General features: G+C 70.8%; 18 protein-coding genes, 2 tRNA genes and 2 pseudogenes. 7 read left to right on the top strand and 15 right to left on the bottom strand.

The window, feature by feature from the left end:
* Nucleotides 1-13: 13 nt before the first annotated feature.
* The 4 genes from ACZ5CW_RS08300 to ACZ5CW_RS08285 all read right to left on the bottom strand — a co-directional run bounded on the left by ACZ5CW_RS08300 (nucleotide 14) and on the right by ACZ5CW_RS08285 (nucleotide 4,516).
* Nucleotides 14-1,540 (bottom strand): PQQ-binding-like beta-propeller repeat protein, encoded by a 1,527-nt coding sequence (locus ACZ5CW_RS08300; RefSeq protein ID WP_468599473.1) that lies wholly within the window; start codon nucleotides 1,538-1,540, stop codon nucleotides 14-16.
* 205 nt (nucleotides 1,541-1,745) lie between these two features.
* Nucleotides 1,746-2,789: a GDP-mannose 4,6-dehydratase gene (gene gmd, locus ACZ5CW_RS08295; RefSeq protein WP_468599472.1), complete on the bottom strand. Its 1,044-nt coding sequence runs from the start codon at nucleotides 2,787-2,789 to the stop codon at nucleotides 1,746-1,748.
* Nucleotides 2,790-2,831: 42 nt separating this feature from the next.
* Entirely contained in the window at nucleotides 2,832-3,947 is a 1,116-nt protein-coding gene (locus tag ACZ5CW_RS08290; protein ID WP_468599471.1) for a glycosyltransferase, read from the bottom strand.
* On the bottom strand, nucleotides 3,944-4,516 hold the full coding sequence (locus ACZ5CW_RS08285; protein WP_468599470.1) for an LbetaH domain-containing protein: 573 nt from the start codon (nucleotides 4,514-4,516) through the stop codon (nucleotides 3,944-3,946). The genes ACZ5CW_RS08290 and ACZ5CW_RS08285 overlap by 4 nt, the downstream gene beginning before the upstream one ends.
* Nucleotides 4,517-4,570: 54 nt before the next feature.
* Here ACZ5CW_RS08285 and ACZ5CW_RS08280 point away from each other — a divergent pair, with 54 nt between their 5' ends.
* A complete protein-coding gene (locus ACZ5CW_RS08280; protein ID WP_468599469.1) occupies nucleotides 4,571-5,542 on the top strand; it encodes a GDP-L-fucose synthase family protein in 972 nt (323 codons plus the stop codon).
* A gap of 19 nt (nucleotides 5,543-5,561) precedes the next feature.
* Here the strand turns inward: ACZ5CW_RS08280 and ACZ5CW_RS08275 are convergent, their stop codons facing one another.
* The 5 genes and pseudogenes from ACZ5CW_RS08275 to ACZ5CW_RS08255 all read right to left on the bottom strand — a co-directional run bounded on the left by ACZ5CW_RS08275 (nucleotide 5,562) and on the right by ACZ5CW_RS08255 (nucleotide 12,186).
* The gene (locus tag ACZ5CW_RS08275; protein WP_468599468.1) at nucleotides 5,562-7,028 is read right to left on the bottom strand and encodes a sugar transferase; all 1,467 of its coding nucleotides are present in this window, start codon (nucleotides 7,026-7,028) and stop codon (nucleotides 5,562-5,564) included.
* Between the two features lie 95 nt (nucleotides 7,029-7,123).
* A complete protein-coding gene (gene glxA / locus ACZ5CW_RS08270) occupies nucleotides 7,124-9,061 on the bottom strand; it encodes a radical copper oxidase GlxA (RefSeq protein WP_468599467.1) in 1,938 nt (645 codons plus the stop codon).
* Complete coding sequence (locus tag ACZ5CW_RS08265) at nucleotides 9,058-11,079, bottom strand: glycosyltransferase family 2 protein (protein WP_468599466.1); 2,022 nt, start codon at nucleotides 11,077-11,079, stop codon at nucleotides 9,058-9,060. The genes glxA and ACZ5CW_RS08265 overlap by 4 nt, the downstream gene beginning before the upstream one ends.
* Before the next feature lie 312 nt (nucleotides 11,080-11,391).
* A pseudogene (locus ACZ5CW_RS08260) lies at nucleotides 11,392-12,010 on the bottom strand (FadR/GntR family transcriptional regulator).
* Nucleotides 12,011-12,112: 102 nt separating this feature from the next.
* Nucleotides 12,113-12,186: transfer RNA gene (locus ACZ5CW_RS08255), tRNA-Lys, on the bottom strand.
* 186 nt (nucleotides 12,187-12,372) lie between these two features.
* Between ACZ5CW_RS08255 and ACZ5CW_RS08250 the strand changes: the two genes are divergently transcribed.
* The 6 genes and pseudogenes from ACZ5CW_RS08250 (at nucleotide 12,373) to ACZ5CW_RS08225 (ending at nucleotide 18,508) form a co-directional block, all read left to right on the top strand.
* Complete coding sequence (locus ACZ5CW_RS08250; protein ID WP_468599465.1) at nucleotides 12,373-13,671, top strand: peptidoglycan-binding protein; 1,299 nt, start codon at nucleotides 12,373-12,375, stop codon at nucleotides 13,669-13,671.
* A 206-nt stretch (nucleotides 13,672-13,877) separates the two neighbouring features.
* Nucleotides 13,878-15,011, top strand: a complete 1,134-nt coding sequence (locus ACZ5CW_RS08245; protein ID WP_468599464.1) for an SPFH domain-containing protein — start codon at nucleotides 13,878-13,880, stop codon at nucleotides 15,009-15,011.
* 114 nt (nucleotides 15,012-15,125) lie between these two features.
* Nucleotides 15,126-15,731 (top strand): lytic polysaccharide monooxygenase auxiliary activity family 9 protein, encoded by a 606-nt coding sequence (locus tag ACZ5CW_RS08240; protein WP_468599463.1) that lies wholly within the window; start codon nucleotides 15,126-15,128, stop codon nucleotides 15,729-15,731.
* Nucleotides 15,732-15,825: 94 nt separating this feature from the next.
* Nucleotides 15,826-16,257 carry a hypothetical protein gene (locus ACZ5CW_RS08235; RefSeq protein WP_468599462.1) on the top strand — a complete coding sequence of 144 codons (432 nt, stop codon included), beginning with the start codon at nucleotides 15,826-15,828 and terminating at the stop codon, nucleotides 16,255-16,257.
* A 95-nt stretch (nucleotides 16,258-16,352) separates the two neighbouring features.
* Nucleotides 16,353-16,817 (top strand): DUF3592 domain-containing protein, encoded by a 465-nt coding sequence (locus ACZ5CW_RS08230; RefSeq protein WP_468599461.1) that lies wholly within the window; start codon nucleotides 16,353-16,355, stop codon nucleotides 16,815-16,817.
* 40 nt (nucleotides 16,818-16,857) lie between these two features.
* Nucleotides 16,858-18,508, top strand: a pseudogene (locus ACZ5CW_RS08225) (AMP-binding protein).
* Between the two features lie 56 nt (nucleotides 18,509-18,564).
* On the opposite strand, the gene ACZ5CW_RS08220 reads toward ACZ5CW_RS08225, so the two are convergent.
* The 6 genes from ACZ5CW_RS08220 to ehuB all read right to left on the bottom strand — a co-directional run bounded on the left by ACZ5CW_RS08220 (nucleotide 18,565) and on the right by ehuB (nucleotide 22,815).
* A tRNA-Lys gene (locus ACZ5CW_RS08220) sits at nucleotides 18,565-18,638 on the bottom strand.
* Between the two features lie 132 nt (nucleotides 18,639-18,770).
* On the bottom strand, nucleotides 18,771-19,529 hold the full coding sequence (locus tag ACZ5CW_RS08215) for an IclR family transcriptional regulator (protein WP_468599460.1): 759 nt from the start codon (nucleotides 19,527-19,529) through the stop codon (nucleotides 18,771-18,773).
* A gap of 218 nt (nucleotides 19,530-19,747) precedes the next feature.
* Nucleotides 19,748-20,524: an ectoine/hydroxyectoine ABC transporter ATP-binding protein EhuA gene (gene ehuA, locus ACZ5CW_RS08210; RefSeq protein WP_468599459.1), complete on the bottom strand. Its 777-nt coding sequence runs from the start codon at nucleotides 20,522-20,524 to the stop codon at nucleotides 19,748-19,750.
* 10 nt (nucleotides 20,525-20,534) lie between these two features.
* Entirely contained in the window at nucleotides 20,535-21,185 is a 651-nt protein-coding gene (gene ehuD / locus ACZ5CW_RS08205) for an ectoine/hydroxyectoine ABC transporter permease subunit EhuD (protein WP_468599458.1), read from the bottom strand.
* The gene (gene ehuC / locus ACZ5CW_RS08200; RefSeq protein ID WP_468599457.1) at nucleotides 21,182-21,901 is read right to left on the bottom strand and encodes an ectoine/hydroxyectoine ABC transporter permease subunit EhuC; all 720 of its coding nucleotides are present in this window, start codon (nucleotides 21,899-21,901) and stop codon (nucleotides 21,182-21,184) included. The genes ehuD and ehuC overlap by 4 nt, the downstream gene beginning before the upstream one ends.
* Nucleotides 21,898-22,815, bottom strand: a complete 918-nt coding sequence (gene ehuB, locus ACZ5CW_RS08195; protein WP_468599456.1) for an ectoine/hydroxyectoine ABC transporter substrate-binding protein EhuB — start codon at nucleotides 22,813-22,815, stop codon at nucleotides 21,898-21,900. Before ehuB ends, ehuC begins: the two co-directional genes overlap by 4 nt.
* Nucleotides 22,816-22,838: the final 23 nt, after the last annotated feature.

Raw genomic sequence — 22,838 nt, 5'->3', positions numbered from 1 at the left:
CGAACGAAGGCCCCTAGGGCTTCCCGGCCTTCGCGGTCACGACGACCGGTCCCGACACGGGCGAAGCGTTCCGGCCGTCGGTGACGGTGATCGTGTACCGGTGCCGGGATCCGGGGGCGACGGAATCGGTGTACGCCATGTCCGGGCGGCTCCACCAGACCGACCGCTGCTTCAGCGAGGCGACGCGCTGGCCGTCACGCTGGATCACGTAGGTCAGCTCCGCGTCGTCCCGGTCCCACGTGGCACGCCAGGTGAGCGTGACGCGGCCGGCGCGGGGGGTCGCCGCGGTGAGCCGGGGAGTTCCTTCCGGGGCGGCGGAGCCGGGACCGGCGGAGAAACGCGTCAGGCTCTGCTGCGGCCGGCCGTTGACCGTGGTGAACTCACCGCCCGCCCAGAGGATTCCACCGGCCATCACCAGCGCTCGGGGGCCGTTCCGCTCGCCGATTCCGTCGTTCGTGTCGGGAAACCAGTGCAGGATCCGTCCGTCACTGGCGGCGTTGGCCAGGAAGTGCTGGCGACGGCCCTCCGGGAATCCCCCGGGCGTCTGACTGCAGTTGTGCGCGTGGGACCCGCTGTAGACCACGCCCTGGTAGGCGACGACGGCCTGGGTGGCGCCCTGGCAGGTGTCCTTCCACAGCATCCGCCCTTGGGACAGCCGGCCGGCGATGCGGCCGTCGAAGACGCCCGTGCCCTCGCCCTCGGCTCCCAGATAGAAGGTGGAGCCTTCGCGTGCCAGCGACTTCACGCTCACTGTGGTGGGCGGGATCCAGTCCGGGTAGGAGGAGACGGTCGCACCGGTGCCGGGATCCAGGGCGACCAGCGCGGCCTCGTCCATGCGGTTGACCTTGTGGAAGTCGCCGCCGACGAGGACCATTTTGTGGTCGGGTGCGGCGAGGAGGGCCAGGACCGGCTTGTCGATGTCGGCCTTGAACGGCAGCAGTGCGCCGCTGGGGCTGAACGACGCCAGACGCCTGCGTTCCTGGCCGCCGGCGGCCAGGAAGTCGCCGCCCACGTACACCGCATTGGCGGTGGCGTCGATGGCCCGGACGGTCGCCTCGACACGGGGCCGGAAGTCCTTGCGCAGCGAGCAGTCGGCCGTGTTGATCGCCGCCGCGTTGGCCACGCCCACGCCGTCGACCCTGCCGAACGATCCGCCGGCGTAGAGCACCTTGCCGTCGGGCGACGCCTTCAGCGCCCGTACGGAGTTCTCGGGGCCCGCCGTGAAGGTGTGGCTGCACGGCAGCAGCTTGCCGGTGGCGGCGTCGAACGCGGCGAAGTTCTTGCGGCGGACCTCCTGCCGGCCTGGTGCGGCGCCCGGCGGGCGGACGGTGTCGAAGGTGCCGCCGACGTAGACGACACCGCGGGTGTAAGCGACCGACCAGACGATGCCGTTCGTCTGCCAGGTCGGCAGAGGCGCGGCGGCGAGGGTGTTTCCGAGGCGTGCCTCGGAGCCGGACGCGGTCGTGAAGGAAGCGGCCGAGAGGAGGGCCACGGCGGAGGTCGCCGTGAGGATCCGCCTCGTACTTTTGCTCAGGCGCATGGGACATCCCGGGTTGCAGGGGTACGGAGAGCGCCACGGATGAAGGGCGCGAGTAACTGCGAGGGTGAGACTTCGTGTACCGACCCCGCGTCCGAGGCGGTGGTGCCGCCGTGTCGCACGCAGAACCGGTACCACAGCGGCGTCTGACGGCCGCGGCGCGGTGGATGAGGGGCGGTCCCGTGGACCGCCCCTCATCCGGTGTGTGTCAGCGCTGGACGGGAGTGGGCAGCAGGGGCGCCGCGATCGTCTGGCCGCCGGGAGCCACGACGTGCCCGAGGTCGGCCAGTTCCGCGTCCACCATCAGCCGGGCCAGTTCCGGCGTGTGCACGGTCGCCCGCCAGCCGAGCACCCGCTCGGCCTTGCTCGCGTCGCCGACCAGGTCGTCGACCTCGGTGGGGCGCAGGTAGCGCTCGTCGAAGCGGACGTACTCGCGCCAGTCGAGGCCCACATGGGCGAAGCACTGCTCCACGAAGTCACGCACGCTGTAGCTGGTGCCGGTGGCGACCACGTAGTCGTCCGGCTCGTCCTGCTGCAGCATCCGCCACATCGCCTCCACGTACTCGGCGGCATAGCCCCAGTCCCGGCGGGCATCGAGGTTGCCGAGATGGACGACGTCCTGCAGACCGGCCTTGATCCGGGCGGCGGCCACGGCCACCTTCCGGGTCACGAACGTCGGGCCGCGACGCGGCGACTCGTGGTTGAACAGGATGCCGTTGACCGCGTACAGACCGTATGCCTCACGGTAGTTGCGGGTCATCCAGTACGCGTACACCTTCGCCGCCCCGTAGGGCGAGCGGGGGTAGAGGGGGGTCCGCTCGTGCTGCGGCGGCGGTGTCGCGCCGAACATCTCCGAACTCGACGCCTGGTAGAAGCGGCAGTCGAGGCCCGTCCTGCGGATCGCCTCCAGCAGCCGTGTGGTGCCGAGGCCCGTGGTGTCGCCGGTGAACTCGGGCTCGTCGAACGACACCCGCACATGCGACTGGGCCGCCAGATGGTAGACCTCGTCCGGCCGGACCTGCTCCAGCAGGCCCGCGATCCGGGTCCCGTCGGTGAGATCGCCGTAGTGCAGGAACAGGCGAGCACCGGCGTCGTGCGGATCACGGTAGAGATGCTCGATGCGCTGGGTGTTGAAGGTGGACGCGCGGCGGACGATGCCGTGCACCCGGTAGCCCTTCTCCAGCAGCAGCTCTGCCAGGTATGAACCGTCCTGGCCCGTGATACCGGTGACGAGGGCTGTCTTGACAGTCACCCGCTCTCCTTAGCTTGGAACACTGCTCTGACGGCCGACGCGTCAGAGATGCCGATAGAACCCTTCGAGCCGGTCCGTGACCGCGTGGATGGAGAAGACCTCCTCGACCGCACGCCGGCCCTCGGTCACCAGAGACCTGCGCCTGTCCTCGTCGGACAGCACCTCGCACACCGCGTCGGCCAGGGCCCGCGGGCTGCCGTCGGTGACCATCCCCGCACCCCGGCGCGCCAGCTCCGGCGCCATGCCGCAGGTGTCCGTGCACACCACGGGGGTGCCGGCGGCGAGCGCCTCGATGACCGTCATCGGGAACGGCTCGTCGACGCTCGGCAGCACGTACACGGCGGCCCTCGACTGGACGCGCAGCGCCTCGTCGTACGCCAGAGACCCGCCGTAGGTGACGACGTCCTGCAGCCCCCGGGCCGCGATGAGCCGGCGCACCGCCGGCAGCGAACCCTCGTCCGCCCCGTACAGGCTGAACCGCGCTCCCGGAACCCGCCGGTGCACCAGTGCGGCCATCTCGACGAACGCCTCGGGGCGCTTGCGGGGGTGCAGCCGGGCGAGGAAGAGGACCCCCGGCTCCCGCCGGTCCTGTTCCGCCGCCTCCTCACGCCGCTGCGGCCGCACCCCGTTGGGCAGGAGGAGCAGCGGCGGACCGTCCGGGCCGACCACCTCGGCCAGCGCCAGGCGCTCCCGTTCGGTGAGCACCAGACAACCGCGGGCCCGGCGCAGCAACGGCACGTACAGGCGGTCGAAGAGCCGGACCACGGCCGCGCGCCGGGGCTCGACCATCCCGTGCGTCTGGGCCAGGAACTTCTTGCGGCGCAGCACGGCCACGGCGAGAGCGGTGAGGGAGACCAGGTCCCGCCCGGCGTGCAGGTGCACCACGTCCGCCCTGCCCAGGCTGTGCCACAGGTCCCGGACGAGCAGCGGGTGCATGAGCCCCGTGAAGCGGCCCGGGAGCAGCGCGCGGGCCGGACGCGTGTGCAGCGGCACCGTGCCGATGCGCACCGGTGCCCGGGACTTGCCCCGCCACAGGGACACCAGCGCGACCTCGTGGCCGCGCGCGGCGCACTCCTCCAACTGCCCGGCCGCCACGCTCGTCGGACCGCCGTAGGCCCCGTCGTCGCTGACGAGCGTCACCACGTGGACAACCCTCATACCGTGACTCCCGTCGTGACCACCGCGCCCGGGCCGACGTCGCGGCGGGCGACGGCGCTGGCACCCACCACCGCGCCGCGCCCCACCGTGACGCCGCGGAGCACGACCGCCCGGGCCGCGACCCAGGCTCCCTGCTCCAGCCGGATGGGCCCGTTGTCGAACTCGAAGGTGCGGCTGGCGCGCCGGTGGCTGCCTGTGCACAGCAACGCCCCCTGGGAGACGCACACATCGCTGCCGATCGTGATCGGTTCCAGGTTCAGCAGCCAGGCGCCCTCGCCGATCCACACGTCGTCGCCGATCTCCAGCCGCCACGGCCAGTGGACCCGCACGCCGTGCCGGATCAGCACCCCCCGCCCGACCCGCGCGCCGAAGGCCCGCAGCACGGCGGGCCGCCAGCGGGCCGGGAACCACCACTTGAGGAACGCGAGATGGAGAACGGCGAACCAGGCGATCTGTACCGGCAGAGGGCGTCCTTTGTCGTAACCGGCTCCGGTGAACCCACGCAGGGAACGGTCCACGGCGGCAGTCCTCCCCGAGATCCGAATGATGACTCTGAGGGGAGTTTCCATGAAAGATGTGTGTAATTCGGTACATAAACGCGTGTTGCTGGCAGACTCGGCCATATGGAAGAACTGCTCGCCACTCCCGCCCGTGTGTACGTCGCCGGCCACCGGGGACTCGTCGGTTCCGCACTGGTCCGCCGGCTGCTGGCGGACGGGCACGATGTCCTCGTCCGGGACCGGTCCCAACTCGACCTTCGTGACGCCGCAGCGACGGCGGCGTTCCTGCGTGACGCCCGGCCGGACGCGGTCGTCCTGGCCGCGGCCAGGGTGGGAGGCATCCTGGCCAACAGCACGCAGCCGGTGCAGTTCCTCGAGGACAACCTGCGGATCCAGCTCAGCGTGATCCCGGCCGCGCACGCCGCCGGCGTACGGCGGCTGCTGTTCCTGGGGTCGTCGTGCATCTACCCCCGGCTCGCACCGCAGCCCATCCGGGAAGGCGCCCTGCTCACGGGCCCCTTGGAGGCGACCAACCAGGCCTACGCCCTGGCCAAGATCGCCGGCATCGTCCAGGTCCAGTCCTACCGGCGGCAGTACGACGCGTCGTACATCTGCGCGATGCCGACGAATCTGTACGGCCCTGGGGACAACTTCGACCCGGAGTCCTCCCATGTGCTGCCGGCCCTCGTCCGCCGCTTCCACGAGGCGAAGCACTACGGGCTGGACGAGGTCGTCCTCTGGGGCAGCGGCACCCCGCGCCGGGAGTTCCTGCACGTGGACGACCTCGCCGACGCGTGTGTCACGCTGCTGCGCCGGTACGACGGCGACGAACCGGTCAACGTGGGCTGCGGGGAGGACCTGACGATCCGGGAACTCGCCGAAGTCGTCGCGGAGGTCGTGGAGTTCCGGGGGCGGATCGCCGTCGACCCGACGAAACCGGACGGCACCCCGCGCAAGCTGCTGGACGTCTCCCGCATGACCGGCCTCGGCTGGCGGCCCAGGATCGCCCTGCGGGACGGTATCGCCGCCACCTACGCGTCCTGGCTGAGCGGCATGGAGCCACCGGCTCCGGCCTCAGCGGCGGTGGGCGTCTGAACCGGCGGCGCCCACCGGCTCAGTAGGCCCCGCGTCCGTCCAGCACCGCGCGGACGGTCCGGGCCATCACGCTCATGTCCCAGGTGCAGGACCAGTTGTCCACGTAGCGCAGGTCGAGCGAGACGGTCTCGTGCCAGGACAGTTCGGATCGTCCGCTCACCTGCCACAGCCCGGTGAGGCCCGGCTTGACGCTCAGCCTGCGCCGCTCCACCTCGTCGTAGCGGGCCACTTCCTCGGGCAGGGGCGGACGGGGGCCGACCAGCGACATGTGGCCGAGGAGCACATTGACCAGCTGGGGGAGTTCGTCCATCGAGTGGCGGCGCAGAACCCGGCCCAGACGCGTGATGCGCGGGTCGCGGCGCATCTTGAACATGTGGCCGTCGTTCTCGTTGGCCTCCTCCAGACCGCTCTTCATCCGGTCCGCGCCGACCACCATCGTCCGGAACTTCCACATGGGGAACGGCACACCGTCCTTGCCCACCCGTGTCTGGCGGTACAGGACGGGCCCGGGCGAGTCCAGTCGGACGGCGAGGGACAGGGCGGCGAACACCGGCGCGAGGGCGAGGACGAGGAGGAGCGCACCCAGCCGGTCGATGACGGACTTGGCGAACGTCTGCGCGCCGTGGCGGACGGGCGGTGCGATGTGCAGCAGGGTCAGGCCGGCCGCCGTGGTGAGCCGCACCCGGCGGCGGGCCACCTCCACGACGCCGGGCAGCACCATGAGCGGGCAGTTGCGGTCGTGCAGGGCCCACGACAGCCGGCGGAGCCGGTCCCCCGAGAGGTGCCGGCCCGGTGCCACGAAGACCAGGTCGGCGCCGAGGTCCTCCGCCGCCGCGACGACGGAGGCGTCGTCCTCGCCGGTGCCGTCCGCCCCGTCCGTCCGGAGCCGGACGCACACCGGTACCCCGGCCGGCACCTCGCCCTCGCCCACCGCGCAGGCGCCGACCACCACGTACTCGTGATCGGTGCGCTGGGCGAGCTGCCCGATGACGGCGTCCACCGCCCCGGCCTCCCCGACCACGAGCACCCGGCGCAGTGCCCGGGCATCCCGGCGCTGGGCCCGCAGATAGCGGTGGATCACCTTGCGGACGCCCGCGGCGACCACGAGCGACGGCAGCAGCGCGGCGACCGCCATGGCGGGCACGCTGCCGAGACCGAACATGGCCCGCAGCAGCGCGAGGACGCCGAGCAGCACCAGCCAGTCACGGAACACCGGCCCCACGGGGCCGCCTTCGCTCCAGACCCAGTGGACGTAGCGCTTGCCGATCAGGCCCACCAGCAGCCAGACGAGGGCGGCCACCGCCGTCTGGTGCACGGCGTGGCCCTCGTCCGCCGCGACGAGGGCCGCCGCCACGGGCAGGGCGACCGCCACGAGGTCGGTGCCGGCCGCGACGAGTCCGCACCAGCGGACCTGCGTGTCCGTTCGACCGATCGGCCGATGCGCCGGAGGTGTCCACCGTGACGCATCGACTCCGAATCGTTGCATGGCTGTCTCCTGCTGCCGGGTTGCCTACTCTTATGTCATGTTTAACCTACTCGTCCATAGTTATGGCGTATTGATGACGGATGGTCATACTTTAACTAGGGGACCTTCACCCACTGCGCCTTAGACGGCGTCCCCTGGTCGTCGTCGACGAAGAGCATGTACCAGCCGGACTGCACCAGATTCCGGCTCTTCGGCACGGTCACCGTGATCCGGTCGCCGGAGGTCGTGAAGTCCAGGGCGATGGAGCGCTGATCCACGTCCGTGACATGCGTCGAGGCGCTCGGCCGGATCAGCCGCGCCTTCTTGATGCTGGCCGCGTGCTCGGAGGTGAACGTCCCCGAGGCGCCACGGGCGATCGTCCGCGGACCGCCGGCGAGTGTCGGCCGGGAGTCCCGGTACAGATACGGCGGCGTGTAGATCTCGATCCGCTGCTCGAACTTCCCCGGCTTCGTGTTGGCCTTGTCCGCGTACAGCGAGTCGGACCCGAAGAACATCACGCGCCCGTCCGGCAGCAGGATCGACCCGGAGTGGTAGTTCCGCCCCACCAGCGGGTCGGCGACCTCGGTGAAGCTGTTGCTGTCCGGGTGGTACAGCCGCGCCTGGAGGATGTCGGAGTCGCCGCGCCCCCGGTAGTCCTCCGAGCCGCCCGAGACCAGCACGGTGTCGTCGGGCAGGATCGAGGACTGCGGATACCGTGTCCCCTTCGCCAGCTCGGGGCCGTCCACGAACGCCGGATTCTTCGCCTTGAGGTCGATCAGCCGCGTCTTCTTGCTCGACAGCTTCGACTCGCCGACCCCGCCACCGCCGATCACCATGAACTTCTCGTCCTGGGCCGGAGGCAGCAGCACCGTCCCGGACGTCTCCATCATGTTCGCGTCGCCGAGCCCCGGCAGTTTGGTGAACTTGTTGGTGTCGACGTCCCAGATCCCCGGCTTCCGGCCCACGTTGTCCGGGCCGTACCCCGCGTTGGAGCCCGAATAGAAGATCTTCCCGTTCTGCATCAGGAACAGCGCCGGGTACGTCGGGAACTGCCGGTCCTGCTTCGTGTACGTCCACTTCTTGGTCTTCGGGTCGAAGACCTCGTTCTTGCCCGGCACCAGCTGCCCGATGTCGTCGAGCCCGGACACGCTGAGGATCTTGCCGTCCGACAGGGTCGTGAGCGTCGGGTACCAGCGGGCCTCGTTCATCGGGTCGACCTTGATGTACCGCTCGGCGGCCACATCGAACTCGTAGGCGTCCCGGATGCCCTGGAAGTCCTTCTTGTCGAGGGCGAGCTTCTGCGCGATGCCGTAGGTGTTGCGGGCGTCGACGCCGGTCAGGCCCTGGATCCGGTAGTTGTCCTGGGTGCCGGTCTCGTACGCGGTGCCGCTGCGCTGCGCCTCGACGTAGATCCGGCCCAGACCCGGGTCGTTGCGCAGGAACGCGCCGGTCTTCGGGTCGAAGACCTTCTTCGCGCGCGGGACGAGCACCGGGTCCTTCGACACGAACGTCTTGCCGTTGCTCTTGCCGGTGAACTTCGTGCCGGCGGGCAGCGTGATCGGCTTGTCCGGGTTCTCGTTGTGCACGATCATCAGGCCGCCGGCCTTGGTGACGTCACCCTTGAGCTTCTCGTACCGCTTGGTGCCGCCCGCGATCAGCAGATTGCCGTTGGCCAGCTGGGTGTGGCCGGTGCAGAACAGGTCGCTGGGCGTGGGGATCTTCTTGATCGTGCCCTTGACCGGGTCCCAGACCCGGGTGTCGAACTTCTTCGCGTCGAAGTTGTCCTGGTTGTTGCCCGAGCCCGCGACCAGCAGCACCTTGCCGGTGTGCAGGAGCGCCGCGTGGATGGTGTCCTGGCGGTACTCCTCGGGGAACTGGACGATGTCCCAGTGGCCGTTCGCGGCCTTGTACTCGGGCTTGTTGATCTTGTACTGGTGGTAGTGCTCGGTCCCGAAGCGGTAGAGCCACGGTCCGTTCATCCCGGCCAGCGCGATGACCACCGCCGTGCCTATCGCGAGTCGACGGGCGCGGCGGCGGCCGGCCTGGTCCTTCATTCCTTACGTCCCCCAAGTCCACCAAGGGCGATCTGCATGGTCTGGTCGTTCTCCCCGTCCGGGCCCGCGCCCGGCCCACCGTGCGAGGCGGCCCAGCTCGGCCGCTGCTGCGGGGTGTGCGGCGCGCGGGCCGCGTACTGGGCGGGTACCGCGTCCTGCGGCCCGGCCGGCGCCGGGGCCGGGGCGGGCGAGGGCGCGCCCGCGCCCATCGCGTGCCGGGGCTTCTTCTTCGCCTGCCGCATCTCGTGACGCCAGACGAACATCGGGAACGCCGTGACGAGCATGGCGAACGCGGCCCAGGTCACCATCGCCGGGTGGGAGTGGCCGAGCACGAATCCGGCGACGACGGACGCGCCGAAGATCACGATGAAGTACCAGTGGTACCGGAAGGTGGCGAACCAGGTGTCCGGGCTTGCCGAATCGCCCTTCGGGGTGACCACGAACTTGCTCTTGCGGCGCAGCAGGGAGTCGATCAGCGCCTTGGCGTAGAGGGGCGCGGACAGGGCCGACATCACCATGCCGGCCACACCGCCGGAGCCCTCCGGCTCGTGCGGGGAGACGTTGTGCCGCCGGTTCCAGACGTACAGGCCGATCTGCAGCGCGGAGGCATTGCCGTACAGCATCAGCCACACGGTCGGGTCGATGTTCACACCGGAGGCGCCCAGGCCCAGGAACAGTGCGCAGCTCAGCGCCGCGAGGATCCAGTTGAGGGCCGACATCGGATAGAAGATGATCATCATCGTGTAGTTGAAGAGCTTGCCCGGCGGCAGCGAGAACCAGCCCTTCCAGTACTGCTTGAGGATCGTCTCGTAGGTCCCGCGCGACCAGCGCATCTGCTGGGTGAAGAAGTCCGTCCAGGCGGCGGGGCCCTCACCGACCGCGAGCACGTCCGGGGTGTACACCGACCTCCACTTGCGGCCGGTGGCCGGGTTCTTCGCCCGGTGCATCTCGAACCCGGTGGCCATGTCCTCGGTGATCGAGTCGTACAGGCCGCCGATCTGCTTGAGCGCCTTGATCCGCACGGCGTTCGAGGTGCCGACGAACATCGGGGCGCCGTAACGGTTGCCGGCGCGCTGGATCAGGGCGTGGAAGAGGAACTGCTGCGACTCGGCGGCCTTGGTGACGAACGTGTCGTAGTTGCCGTAGACCTGGGGGCCGATGACGAAGCCGACGTCCGGATCGCGGAAGTAACCGAGCATCCGCTCCAGATAGTTGGGCAGCGGTACGTGGTCGGTGTCGACGGAGGCGAAGAAGTCGTACTGGTCGCCGTGCGCCTCCAGCCAGGCGTTGTAGTTGCCGTGCTTGGTCTTGGCGCGGTGCGGGCCCTTGGCCTGGTTCCACTTGACGACGCCCTTGCGGGAGAAGTGGTGCACGCCGAGCCGGGCGCAGACCTCCTTGACGGCCGGGTCGTCGCCCTCGTCCAGCAGCCACACGTGCATCAGGCCCCGGTGACGCAGCTTCACGGCCGCCTCCAGGGTCTTCGTCACCATCTCCAGCGGCTCCTTGCCGGGCACGAAGGAGGTGAGGAAGGCGACGCGGGTGCCGGTCTCGGGCACCACCGGCACCGGGTCGCGGGCGACGAGCGTGGCGTGCGCGTTGGACAGCACGTTCATGCAGCGGAAGAACTCGATCAGGCCGATCGAGACGAGCATGACGATGTCCAGCGCCGGCAGGAAGTCGTAGGCCGGGTAGTCGCGTTCGGTCCAGTGCTCCGGCTGCAGCAGCCAGAACAGCAGCACCAGGGAGAGCACCGGGGCCGCGCCCAGCATGAGCGCGGCGCGTATCCGGTGCGGTTCCTGCGAGAGCAGCGACCGGTACTGCACCGTGTACGGCTTGGTCGGATCCGGCTGGGTCAGCGGGCCCGCGAGTCGGCTGTAGTGCTCGTAGTCGTATCTCGGCAGGCTCTTCCTGATCCGGCGGAACTGGCCCGTCTGGTGGCTGACCGCCCTGAGTTGCGTGGTCTGTGACGGGTCGTCGTGAGCCTGGCTCGGTCCGGCGCCCGGCGGCGTCGACGTCATGAGTCATCCCCCCACACGCAGGTCAACGCGTGTTTGTCGGTCCTTCCCGCCCGGCCGGCCCCCCTTGGCCCGCGCGTGCGGAGTCAGTGATGGGTCGCAGTCACCACGTCCTGCCCACCCTATAGACACGGGACGACGACCTTCCGGTTGCATGATGCCCCCCTCGGCATCGGTTCATGAACGGGGCCCCTCTCCCCGTCGGTGAGCAACCGGTTTCTTCCCCCCAACTGCCGCCAATCGGCGGTGGCATGGACAACCAGGGTTCTACGGTGTCCAGCATGATCGCAAGACGCGAAACACGGTGTTTGCCGGTCAAACCCGTTCATTGTGGCGCGCGTGGGGCTCGGGAGGCTGAGGTGCGCCGGTGGTGGAGAGGCGGGTGCGGATGTTGCCGAAGTGGTCTCGTATGGCCTCCTCCACCCGCAGGGAATCACCGGACCGGACCGCGTCCAGGATCTCCCGGTGCCGGCGGCAGGTGACCCGCGGGTCCTGCGGCACATCCACCAGATCTCGCTGAACGCGGTGGAAGGCGTCCCGGAACGCCTCCAGCACCTCGCTCGGCAGCACGTTGTCCAGCCCCCGGGAGAGGGTGGCGTGAAAGGCGCGGTCGGTCTCGGCGAGGCCGACCCCTTTCGCGGCCTCCTGTTCCATACGGTCCACGAGCGCGTTCAGTTCAACGAGGTCCGCCTCCGGCAGCCGGCCGGCCGCGACACCAGCCCGCTCTCCACGGCCTCGCGCAGTTCCAGCAGCTGCAGCAGGGAATCCTCGCCGCGGTAGTGCCCGGCGACGGTACGGAAGGCCAGGCCCTCGATCATCGGCGCGAACGACATCGGGCCGACGGCTCGGGTTCGGTCGGCAGCACGGCGCCCGAGGGTGGCCGCCGGTCGACGATCGGCTTCTTGATCCGCTCCTGGAGGTCCCGGGCTGCCACGGCGAGAGCGCATCCGGCCAATCGGGGGGAGGGCGCTGTTCCGGCCGGGGGATCCCGGGCATGCGGAAGGCCCCCCGCTTTCGCGAGGGGCCTTCCGGTCGGTGCGCCGCCAGGGACTCGAACCCCGGACCCGCTGATTAAGAGTCAGCTGCTCTAACCAACTGAGCTAGCGGCGCCTGCTGACGAAGAAAACTCTACCCGACCTTTCGGGGTGCTCCTGACCACCCTCGGGTGGTGCGGCGGGCCCCCGGCGGGCCGCCTCCATCATTCGGACCGTCAACATGCGCGCCTCGGGGACACTTGGAAAACTGATCAACGTGCACACACGCGGACAAATCCCACCCGAATGTGAGGCAGATCGCATGACCGCTCCGGTGTTCGAGGAGTTTGATCCCGCGAGCGACTGCGGCTGCCCCGGCTGCATCCACTGGCGCCGGGTGAGCCCCCGCCTGTCGCCCGGCAGGCTGGGCGGTCACCCCGCCGCTTGCGGGGTCGTGGTCGTGGCGGCCGCGTCCGCCGCCCTCGGCGCGGCTCCCCCGGCCGCGGCCCACGCCGCCGGTCACTCGCCGCACCGCCAGGCCGAGCCCGGGGACGGCGAGCCCGCCACCCCCCAGGGCACCAAGGCCCCGCTGCACGGCTCGGCGGGCAAGCCCGTCGAGCCCGGCACGGACCCGATGCCCGCCACCACCCGGACCCAGATCATCAACCGGGCCAAGCTCTGGGTGGCGGCGAAGGTGCCGTACAGCATGACCTCCTACTGGTCCGACGGATACCGGCAGGACTGTTCGGGCTATGTCTCCATGGCCTGGGGCCTGCCGGGCAACGAGTGGACGGGCAGCCTCGGCTCGTTCGGAGTAAAGATCACCAAGGCGGAGCTGCAGCCCGGCGACATCCTGCTCTACCACAACCCGGACAACCCCGAGAGCGGCTCCCACGTGGTGATCTTCGGCGGCTGGACGGACTACACGCACACCTACTACACGGTCTACGAGCAGACGCCCCCGCGCGCCCGCAGCCAGGCCACCCCCTACCCCTACTGGAGCCACGCCGACAAATACGTCCCCTACCGCTACAAGAGCGTGACCGCCGGCACGGCGGGCTCGCAGGCGGCCGCCGGGAAGGCGCGGGTCTCCTATCCGGGCGCGGCCTACTTCGGCCCCGGTGCCGACAACAAGTACGTCACCCGGCTCGGCGAGATGCTGATCGCCAGGGGCGCCGGCTCGTCCTACGCCCAGGGGCCGGGGCCGGTCTGGAGCGAGGCGCACCGGCGCGCGACCCGGGCGTTCCAGCTGGCCCAGGGCTGGACGGGCGCGGACGCCGACGGGATGCCCGGCCCGCGCACCTGGGAGCTGCTGGCCACGGGCAGGGGCAAGGACGTCACCCCGGGTGCGGCCGGTCCGGGCCGGCCCGCCTCGCACGGGGTGCCCGGTTATCCCGGCCGGAACTTCTTCCGCCCCGGGGCGACCAACGACCACGTCACCCGGCTGGGTGCCCAGCTGGCGAAGAAAGGATTCGGCAGGTTCTATCCCAGGGGTCCGGGTCCGCACTGGGGCGAAGCGGACCGGCGCGCCGTGGAGGCCTTCCAGCGCACCCAGGGCTGGCGGGGCGGCGCGGCGGACGGCTACCCGGGTCCGGAGACCTGGCGACGGCTGTTCGCCTAGCCGGCCCCGACCACCCGGGCCCGACCACCCGGGCGCCCCGTCACCGAGGTGGGCCCCGTCACCGAGGCCGACCCCGTCACCCGGACAGGCCCAGGTCACCCGGGCAGGCCACGATCACCCGGACGGGCCACGATCACCCGGACCGGCTCCCTCCCCACCCCATCCCCCTGTTCATGACGCATCTGGCGCGGAGGCTGGAGGCACGCATGAGTACGACCACGTCACACACCCCACCCGAATCCGAGGGGCAACCGGAGGGCGCCGCCGCCGCGGGCACCCGTCCGGTCCGGCTGATCCAGAACGAGGCGACCACCGAGATCCCCGTCCACCTGCTCTTCCGGGACGACCTCGACCCGGTGAAGGTGCCCCTCAAACCGGCCGTGGTGGGCCGCCGGCAGGGCACCGGTGAGCAACCCCGCACCAGGCGCCCGGTGCCGGTGCGCAGACGGCCCCTCCCGCAGGTCGACCCGGAACTGGTGGAGCGCCCGGCGCGGGCGCTGCCGGGGGCGGCCGGGTTGCTCGCCGGGGCCTGCGGGCTCACCGGATGCCTGGCCACCACCTGGTGGGCCGGGCTGATGCCGCCGCTCGCGGCGCAGACGCTGGGCCTGCCGGCGTACGCGGGTGCCGGCCTGGGTCCGGCGCAGTGGGCGGCGTACGCCGGGGCCGGGGCGCTCGGCCTGGCCGGCTTCGGCGGGCTGACCCGGGGGCGGACCGGCCGGGCCTGGGTGCTCGGTCTGTTCGGCCGGTACCGGGGGACGGTCCGGCGCACCGGGCTGCTGTGGGTGAACCCGCTGGTGCTGCGCCGCCGGGTGGACGTACGGCTGCGGCACTGGCGCAGCGAGGCGATGACCGCGACGGACCCCGACGGCATGGCGCTGCGGGTGGTCGTGCTGGTGGTGTGGCGGGTGCGGGACACCGCCCGGGCCACGCTCGGCATCGAGGACCACGAGACGTACCTGCGCGAGTGCGTGGAGGCGGCGCTGGCCCGGGTGCCGGTGGAACCGGCGGGCGGGACGCGGGGCGGGGTGACGGCGGCCGGTGACGCGCTGACCCGGCTGGTGGCGACGGAGGCCGCGGGAGTCGGTGTGGAGGTGTTCTCGGTACAGCCGGTCCGGGTGGAGTACGCCCCCGAGGTCGCCCCCGCGATGCACCGGCGCCGGATGGCGGCGCTGGACGCCCGGCAGCGGGCCAGCATGCTCACGTCGGTGGTGGACTCGGTGGAGGACACGGTGACCCGGCTGACCATGCGCGGGCTGGTCGAACTGGACGACTACGAGCGCAAGGTGCTGGTCCGTGACCTGACGGTGGCGTTCTGCTCGGGACGAGGGGAGCCGGTGTAGCCGGCCCCGCGATTGGTATGGACATGTTCAACTCACGGTAATACCCTGCGACTTGGTCTAGACCTACTCCCTGCACAGCTCACTGAACTCCCCACGTTCTCCAGGAGCGGCAGCATGCGCACCAAGACCAAGTTGTCCGCAGTCGTGCTGGGCGCGGTGACCGCCGGAGCCTTCGCGCTCTCCACCGGCGGTGCCAGCGGGCACGGCTACACCGACCTCCCCATCAGCAGGCAGAAGCTCTGCCAGAACGGCACCGTGACGAACTGCGGCCCGATCCAGTGGGAACCGCAGAGCGTCGAGGGCCCCAAGGGCTTCCCGGCCGGCGGACCCGCCGACGGCCAGCTCTGCAACGGCGGCCTGGGCCAGTTCGCCCAGCTCAGCTCGCCGAAGACCCCGTCCGGCGGAGCCTGGCCCACCACCAAGGTGACAGGCGGCCAGTCGTACACCTTCCGGTGGCAGTTCACGGCCATGCACGCCACGACCGACTTCAAGTACTACGTCACCAAGCCGGGCTGGAACCAGAACCACGCCCTCGCCCGTTCGGACCTCAACCTCACCCCGTTCCTGACGGTGCCGTACAACGGGCAGCGCCCGCCGGCCACGCTCAGCCACAGCGGCACCCTGCCGTCCGGGCTGAGCGGACACCACGTCGTCCTCGCGGTGTGGACGATCGCCGACACGGGCAACGCGTTCTACGCCTGCTCCGACGTCACCTTCTGAGCAGCGTTCGGGTAGGGTCCGCGTGCGCCGGCGCCGGGGGTTTCCGGTTCCCGGCGCACGTGAATCCCGCAACCGACGTACGGGGGTACGCGCCGTGGACGCGTTGTTCGACATAACCATGCTGGGCCTGCTCGGCTTCGCGGTCTGGGCCGCGGTGGCGCTGGTGCGCCGCACGGCGCAGCGGCGCGCGGCCTGGGAGAGCGGGCTGACCGCGCAGGCGCGGGTCGTGCGGGCCTGGGCCACCACCCAGGTCGTCAACAACGCGGCCCGCCGGGTGCAGTGGCACGAGTACGACTTCACCACGCACGACGGCCGCGCCGTGCGCTTCAAGGAGAGCGGCGGTCCGCGCGACCGTGCCGAGGGCCACCAGGTCCTCGTCCACTACGCCCCGCACGAGCCCGACAGGGCCACCGCCTGCGAGCCGCAGCCCGGCAAGGACATGGCGAGCACGGTCGTCTGGCTGGTGCTGCTCGCGGGCTGCGCGGTCTTCCTCGTGCACGAGTGGATCGAACTGTCCCGGTTCTGATACTGAGCTTCCCTTGAGCCGGGCCACCCCGACGGCCGGGTACGTTCCTGCACACCGGCCGAGCGAGGCCGGGGGCAGCGACCTCGGGGGCACTCATGGAACCGTTCTTCTACGCCCTACCCGTTCTGGTGATCGCGGGCTGCGGGTTCGCCGCGTATCTGCTGGTCCGCCGCGCCCGGCGGCTCAGCAGGACTTGGGCGCACGGCCTGACGGCCGAGGCGCGCTGTCTGCGGATGTACACCACGACCAGCGGGGGCGGCGGGGACACCTCCGTGCGGACCACCCTGCACCACGTCTACGAGTTCGCCACCCGCGAGGGGCGCACGGTCCGCTTCGAGGAGGAGGGCGGTCCCGCGACCGTCCTCGAGGGCGACTTCGTCACCGTGCGGTACCTCCCGGAGCAGCCCCGGCTGGCCACCGCCCTCCCGCCCTCCCGCGGCCGCCTCGCCTTCACCACCGGCTTCGGTCTGACCTTCCTCGGTGTGGTCGTCACGTTCTGCGCCGGCTTCATCGTCGTCGCCCACATGATGTTCTCGGAGTCGGCCGGCCTGGTTCCGTAGCCCTCCACATCTGACGGTATGTCAGTTACCGTGCGGGGTCATGGAGTCCGCGACGCGTACGGTCGCCGAGCTGGTGGCGGCGCGGTGGGGGGACCACCGGCCGGGGCTGTGGTGCGAGGAGCGTGTGCTGACGCAGCACGAGGTGGCGGCCGGGGCGGCGGCCCGGGCCGCGCTGCTGGCCGATCTGCTGCCGGCCGGTGCCGTACCGCACCTGGGGCTGCTGCTCGACAACACCGAGGAGTTCCCGCTGTGGCTCGGGGCGGCCGCCCTCGCCGGGGCGGCCGTCGCCGGGATCAACCCCACCCGCCGGGGACCTGAGCTGGCCCGGGACATCCTGCACACCGAGTGCCCGGTCCTGGTCACCGAGCGGGCCCGCCTGCCCCTGCTGGCGGGCATGGATCTGCCGGGAGTGCGGATCCTGGTGACTGACGGCGCGGAGTACGGCCCTCTCCTCGCCCCGTACGCCGGCGCCGTGCCCGACCCCTCCCGGGCCACCCCCGCCGACCGGCTGCTGCTCTACTTCACCTCCGGCTCGACCGGCGCCCCCAAGGCCGCGATCTGCTCCCAGGGGCGGCTGGCGGCGGCCGGACAGGCCCTGGCCGGGCAGTTCGGGGTCCGGGCGGACGACGTGCACTACGTCTGCATGCCGCTGTTCCACGGCAACGCGGTGATCGCGGACTGGGCGCCCGCCCTGGTCGCGGGCGCCGGGGTGGCGCTGCGCCGGAGGTTCTCGGCGTCCGGGTTCCTGGCGGACGCGCGCCGCTACCGGGCGACCTACTTCACCTACGTCGGCCGGGCGATCCAGTACCTCCTGGCCACCGAGCCCCGGCCCGACGACCGGGACAACCCGCTGCGGCTGGGCTTCGGGACGGAGGCGGGTGCGGTGGACGCGGCCGCCTTCGAGCGGCGGTTCGGGGTGCGGCTGGTGGAGGGGTACGGCTCCTCCGAGGGAGGGGCCGCGATCCGGTGGGCCCCGGGCACCCCGGCGGGCGCGGTGGGGCCGGCCGTGCCCGGGCTGGCGGTGCTCGATCCGGCCACGGGGCGGGAGTGCCCGCCGGCCGTCTTCGACACCGCCGGGCGGTTGCTCAACGGCGACGAGGCCATAGGCGAGCTGGTCAACCGGGCGCCGAACCCCTTCGAGGGCTACTGGCGGAACCCGGCCGCGGAGGCCGAGCGGCGCCGCGGAGGGGCGTACTGGACCGGGGACCTCTTCTACCGGGACTCCGGCGGGCACCTCTACTTCGCCGGCCGCACCGACGACCGCATCCGCGTCGACGGGGAGAACCTGGCCGCCGCGATGATCGAGAACATCGTCGCCCGGTACGAGGGCGGTGGCCGTCGCCGTGTACGGCGTGCCGGACCCGGTGACGGGTGACCAGGTGATGGCGACGATCGCCGGAACCTTCGACCCGGAGGGGTTCGCGGAGTTCCTGCGGGCCCAGCCGGACCTGGGGACGAAGATGGCGCCCCGGTTCGTGCGGGTGGTGCGGCGGATGCCGGTGACGGCGACGAACAAGATCCACCGGGCGCTGCTCAGGCGAGAGGGGTGCGACTGCGCCGATCCGGTGTGGTGGCGGCCACCGGGGGAGGAGTCGTACCGGAGGCTCACGGCGGAGGACGTCGAGGATGCCGCCGCCTCAGGGGGCGCGGGTGGCGAAGCCCCCACCGCGCACGGCGGAGCCGGGCGATAACAGAGATGGCCGACCAGGTTCGCACTGTCTGCGAACGTGGCCGGCCATCGTCATCGTGCGCCGCCAGGGACTCGAACCCCGGACCCGCTGATTAAGAGTCAGCTGCTCTAACCAACTGAGCTAGCGGCGCATGACTCTCGCCTTCCGCTCTTCGCGGCCGGCGACGAAGAAAATACTACCTGGTCCGCAGAGGTGCTCGTGACCACCTCGGGGGACCCAGGGGGTTTCGTTCGGATCAGCCGAGCTGATCCGAACGAAACCCCTAGATCGTCAGCGAGAGCAGGACCGGTGCGGCGTTGCGGTTGAGCGCGTCGGCGGCCTGCTTCAGGCGGTGCGCGTGCTCCACCGGGAGGGACAGGGCGAGGCATCCGACGGCCGAGCCGGCCGTGATCGGGACGGCCGCGCAGACCGTGCCGACCGCGTACTCCTGGAGGTCGAGGACCGGGACCGTCGGCGGCTGGGACTCCAGGCGGGACAGCAGCAGCTTGTCGCTGGTGATGGTGCGCGAGGTGAGGCGGGCCATCTTGTGCCGGGAGAGGTGGTCGCGGCGGGCGTTGTGGTCCAGCTGGGTCAGCAGGCTCTTGCCGACGGCGGTGGCGTGGGCGGAGAAGCGGAAGTCGACCCACTCGTTGACCGCCGGGGTGCCGGGCCCGGCGGCGTACTGGGTGACCTTCACCTCGCCGTCGACGTACCGGCTGATGTAGACGGCCGCGCCGACCGAGTCCCGCAGCCGGTCCAGGGTGTGCTGGAGCTTGTCGCGCAGGGCCCGCTCCCGGTCGTGCGCCGAGGTGAGGCGGCGCAGGGTGTCGCCGGTGACGTACGCCCCGTCGGTGATCTGCTCGACGTAGCCCTCGCGGCGCAGCATGCGCAGCAGGGCGGTGAGCCGCTCGGAGCCGAGGCCGGTGCGGCGGGCCAGCTCGGTGTCGGTGACGCCGGCCGAGTGGCGCGCCACGGTCTCCAGCACGCGCAGGGCGTCCTGGGCGGAGTGGTACGGGGCGGTCGGCTCGTGCATCAGCGCCACGGTGTTTCCCCCTGCGCTCGCTCTCTGGGCCGCGAAGCCGCGGATCCGGTCGGCGGATCGTCTCCACGATAGCCGCCAAAGGCCCGCCGCGGAGAGGGGGTTGGCGAGATTGTGTCCCGCGCGCCCGCCCTCCCAACTGCGACGCACATCCTCTGGCATATGCCAGCGTCATTCCCCAGCGGTCGGACCTCGGCTGTTCCCGTCTTCACACCTCGTGGTCACAGCACCGCGCTGAGGAATTCCCGGGTACGGTCCCGTTCCGGATCGCTGAAGATCTTCTCCGGCGGGCCCGTCTCGATGACCCGCCCCGAGTCGAACATCAGCACCTGGTCGGAGATGTCCCGGGCGAAACCCATCTCGTGGGTCACGCACAGCATCGTGATGTCCGTGCTGCGGGCGATGTCCCTGAGCAGATCGAGCACTCCCGCGACCAGTTCCGGGTCGAGCGCGGAGGTCACCTCGTCCAGCAGCAGCACCCGCGGCCGCATCGCCAGCGCGCGGGCGATCGCCACCCGCTGCTGCTGGCCCCCGGAGAGCCGGGTGGGCTTCGCGTCGCACTTGTCGGCGAGCCCCACCAGGTCCAGCAGCTCCCGGGCCCGCGCCTCGGCCTCGTCCTTCGACATGCCGAGCACCCGCACCGGCGCCTCGGTGATGTTCCGCAGCACCGACATGTTCGGGAACAGGTTGAACTGCTGGAACACCATCCCGATCTTCTGGCGCACCTCCCGGACCTGCTTCTCCGACGCCGGGAACAGGCGCTCCCCGTCGACGGTGATCGTGCCCTCGTCCGGCTTGGTGAGGGTCATCAGCAGCCGCAGGATCGTGGTCTTGCCGGAACCGGACGGGCCGATCAGGGTCACGTGCTTGCCGGGCTCGACGGTGAAGCTCAGGTCGTCGAGCACGGTGTGGGACCCGAAGCGCTTGGTGACGCCCTCCAGGCTGACCAGCTCACCGCCGGCCGTGACCGCACCGGTGCTCGCGTCGGGTTCTTTCATCAAAGGGGTGTCAGCGGACAAGGCGTCGCTCCAGGGCTCGCAGAAGAAGGGAGGCCAGGTAGGAGATGAGGATGAAGGCCACCCCGATCACGGTCAGGGGCTCGGTGAACTGGAAGTGCTGCTGGGAGAAGAGCCGGGCCCGCCCGAGCATCTCCAGCACGGTGATCACCATCAGCATCGGCGTGTCCTTGAGCATGGCGATCACGTAGTTGCCGAGGGCGGGCACCACCCGGCGGATCGCCTGCGGCAGGATCACCGCGGTCCAGGTCCGCCGCCGGGGCAGGTTCAGCGCGGTCGCCGCCTCCCACTGGCCGACGGGCACCGCCTCGATACCGGCCCGGTAGACCTGCATCGTGTACGTGGAGTAGTGCAGGCCGATCGCGAACACGCCGGTCGCCAGCGCCGAGAAGGTCAGTCCCCACTCGGGCAGCACGTAGAAGAGGAAGAACAGCTGGACCAGCAGCGGGGTGTTGCGTACGAACTCCGTCACCACCCCGACCGGCCAGCGCACCCACCGGCTCGGTGCGCGCATCAGCAGCGCCCACACCAGGCCGAGGGAGAAGGACAGCAGCGAGCCGAGGGCGAGGGCCTGCAGGGTGACCAGCAGACCGTGCCAGAAGGCCGGCATGAAGTCGCTCACGGCGTTCCAGTCCCACTTCACGCGACACCACCGCCCACGCCGGTCGTCTGCGCCCGCTTCAGCTCACGCGCCGCCGACTCCGTGCCGGGATCCTTGCCGATCCCGGCCTTCAACCGCTTCTCCAGGCCGCGCATCAGCCGGGTCAGCACGAAGGCGATCGCGAAGTAGATCAGCAGGACGTATGTGTAGATCTCCGCGCTCTGCTGCAGCGCGAGGCGCACCAGATTGGCGCTGAACGTCAGATCGCCCATGCCCATGACGGACACCAGCGCGGTGCCCTTGAGCAGCTCGATCAGCAGGTTGCAGAAGGACGGGATCATCTCCGGCACCGCCTGCGGCAGCAGAATCAGCCGCAGTCGCTGCGCCGGCGTGAAGCTGAGCGCGATGCCGCCCTCCTGCTGTGCCGGATCGACCGCGTTCAGCGCGCCGCGCACGATCTCCGAGCCGTACGCGCCGTACGTCAGCCCGAGCGCCAGCGTGCCCGCCCACATCGGCACCAGCTGCCAGCCGAACGCGACGGGCAGCACGAAGAACACCCAGAAGATCATCACCAGCGCGGAGGTGCCGCGGAACACCTCGGTGTAGAAGCCGGCGAGGAACCGGACGATCCACAGCCGGTGGGTGCGTGCGACGCCGACGGCGAAGGAGACCGCCGTGGCCAGCAGCGCGCTGAACACCAGCAACTGGACCGTGGTCCATATGCCTTTCAGTACAAGGTCCCAGAGCCCCGAGGTCATCCGCCGCACAGCTCCTTCGCGGTGAGGTCCGTCATCTCGGCCTTGGTGAAGCCGAAGGGCTGGAGGATCCGGAACAGCTCCCCGCTCTTCTTCAGCTTGCGCAGCTCGGCGTTGAAGGAGTCCCGCAACCTCGTCTCGGTCGGCCGGAACGCGAACGCTCCGCCGTCGACGTGCGGTTCGCCCTTGACCAACGGCGCGAACGGCTTGGTGGCCTCCGCCTTGCCGGACTTCCGCACGACCTCGCGGGCGGTGAGCGCCGTACCGGCGAAGACGTCGACGCGGCCCGCCTCGACGGCGTTCAGCCCGGCCACCTGGTCCGGGACGATCAGGATGTCGCTCTCCGCGTACCCGGCCTCCACCGCGTACTGGATCTCCGCGTACCCGGTGCCGGTGGCGAACTTCGCCTTCTTCTCCACCACGTCCCGGTAGGAGTGCAACCCCTTCGGGTTCCCCTTGCGGACGATGAACGAATCCAGCATCTGGTAATCCGGATCGGCGAAGATCACCTGCTCGCAACGCTCGGCGTTGACGTACATCCCGGCGGCCACGACGTCGAACTGCTGCGAGTTCAGCCCCGGGATCAGCGAGCCGAACTCGGTCGGCACCGGCTGGACCCGGTCCACCCCCAGCCGCTTGAAGATCACTTTCGCCAGCTCGGGCGCCTCCCCGGTGAGATGGCCGTCCGTGTCGATGTACCCGAACGGGATCTCACCGGCGATCCCGAGCCGTACGACACCCTGCGCGCGCAGCCGGTCGAGCAGGTCGCCGCCGTTCTCGCCGGACGCGGACGCCACCCGGGTGCAGCCCGCCGCACCCAGGGCGCCGAACGCCGCGACGGCGGCGAGAACCGAGCGGCGACTGTGTCTGTGTTCCGGCCGGAATGTGTGTACGTCGTTCCCAAGTGGTGGAGCCATGGCGGCGCGGCTACCCAAGCGCA

This window comes from Streptomyces sp. NPDC031379, assembly GCF_055569615.1.
The sequence above is the reverse complement of the archived record's forward strand: the minus strand, read 5'-3'. Positions and strand labels throughout refer to the sequence as shown.

What these genes read in the sequence shown, in the direction of transcription:
- ACZ5CW_RS08300 (WP_468599473.1), bottom strand. Translation starts at nt 1,540, where the DNA reads ATGCGCCTGAGCAAAAGTACGAGGCGGATCCTCACGGCGACCTCCGCC.
- ACZ5CW_RS08290 (WP_468599471.1), bottom strand. Translation starts at nt 3,947, where the DNA reads ATGAGGGTTGTCCACGTGGTGACGCTCGTCAGCGACGACGGGGCCTAC.
- ACZ5CW_RS08285 (WP_468599470.1), bottom strand. Translation starts at nt 4,516, where the DNA reads ATGGAAACTCCCCTCAGAGTCATCATTCGGATCTCGGGGAGGACTGCC.
- ACZ5CW_RS08280 (WP_468599469.1), top strand. Translation starts at nt 4,571, where the DNA reads ATGGAAGAACTGCTCGCCACTCCCGCCCGTGTGTACGTCGCCGGCCAC.
- ACZ5CW_RS08275 (WP_468599468.1), bottom strand. Translation starts at nt 7,028, where the DNA reads ATGCAACGATTCGGAGTCGATGCGTCACGGTGGACACCTCCGGCGCAT.
- glxA (WP_468599467.1), bottom strand. Translation starts at nt 9,061, where the DNA reads ATGAAGGACCAGGCCGGCCGCCGCCGCGCCCGTCGACTCGCGATAGGC.
- ACZ5CW_RS08265 (WP_468599466.1), bottom strand. Translation starts at nt 11,079, where the DNA reads ATGACGTCGACGCCGCCGGGCGCCGGACCGAGCCAGGCTCACGACGAC.
- ACZ5CW_RS08250 (WP_468599465.1), top strand. Translation starts at nt 12,373, where the DNA reads ATGACCGCTCCGGTGTTCGAGGAGTTTGATCCCGCGAGCGACTGCGGC.
- ACZ5CW_RS08245 (WP_468599464.1), top strand. Translation starts at nt 13,878, where the DNA reads ATGAGTACGACCACGTCACACACCCCACCCGAATCCGAGGGGCAACCG.
- ACZ5CW_RS08240 (WP_468599463.1), top strand. Translation starts at nt 15,126, where the DNA reads ATGCGCACCAAGACCAAGTTGTCCGCAGTCGTGCTGGGCGCGGTGACC.
- ACZ5CW_RS08230 (WP_468599461.1), top strand. Translation starts at nt 16,353, where the DNA reads ATGGAACCGTTCTTCTACGCCCTACCCGTTCTGGTGATCGCGGGCTGC.
- ehuA (WP_468599459.1), bottom strand. Translation starts at nt 20,524, where the DNA reads ATGAAAGAACCCGACGCGAGCACCGGTGCGGTCACGGCCGGCGGTGAG.
- ehuC (WP_468599457.1), bottom strand. Translation starts at nt 21,901, where the DNA reads ATGACCTCGGGGCTCTGGGACCTTGTACTGAAAGGCATATGGACCACG.
- ehuB (WP_468599456.1), bottom strand. Translation starts at nt 22,815, where the DNA reads ATGGCTCCACCACTTGGGAACGACGTACACACATTCCGGCCGGAACAC.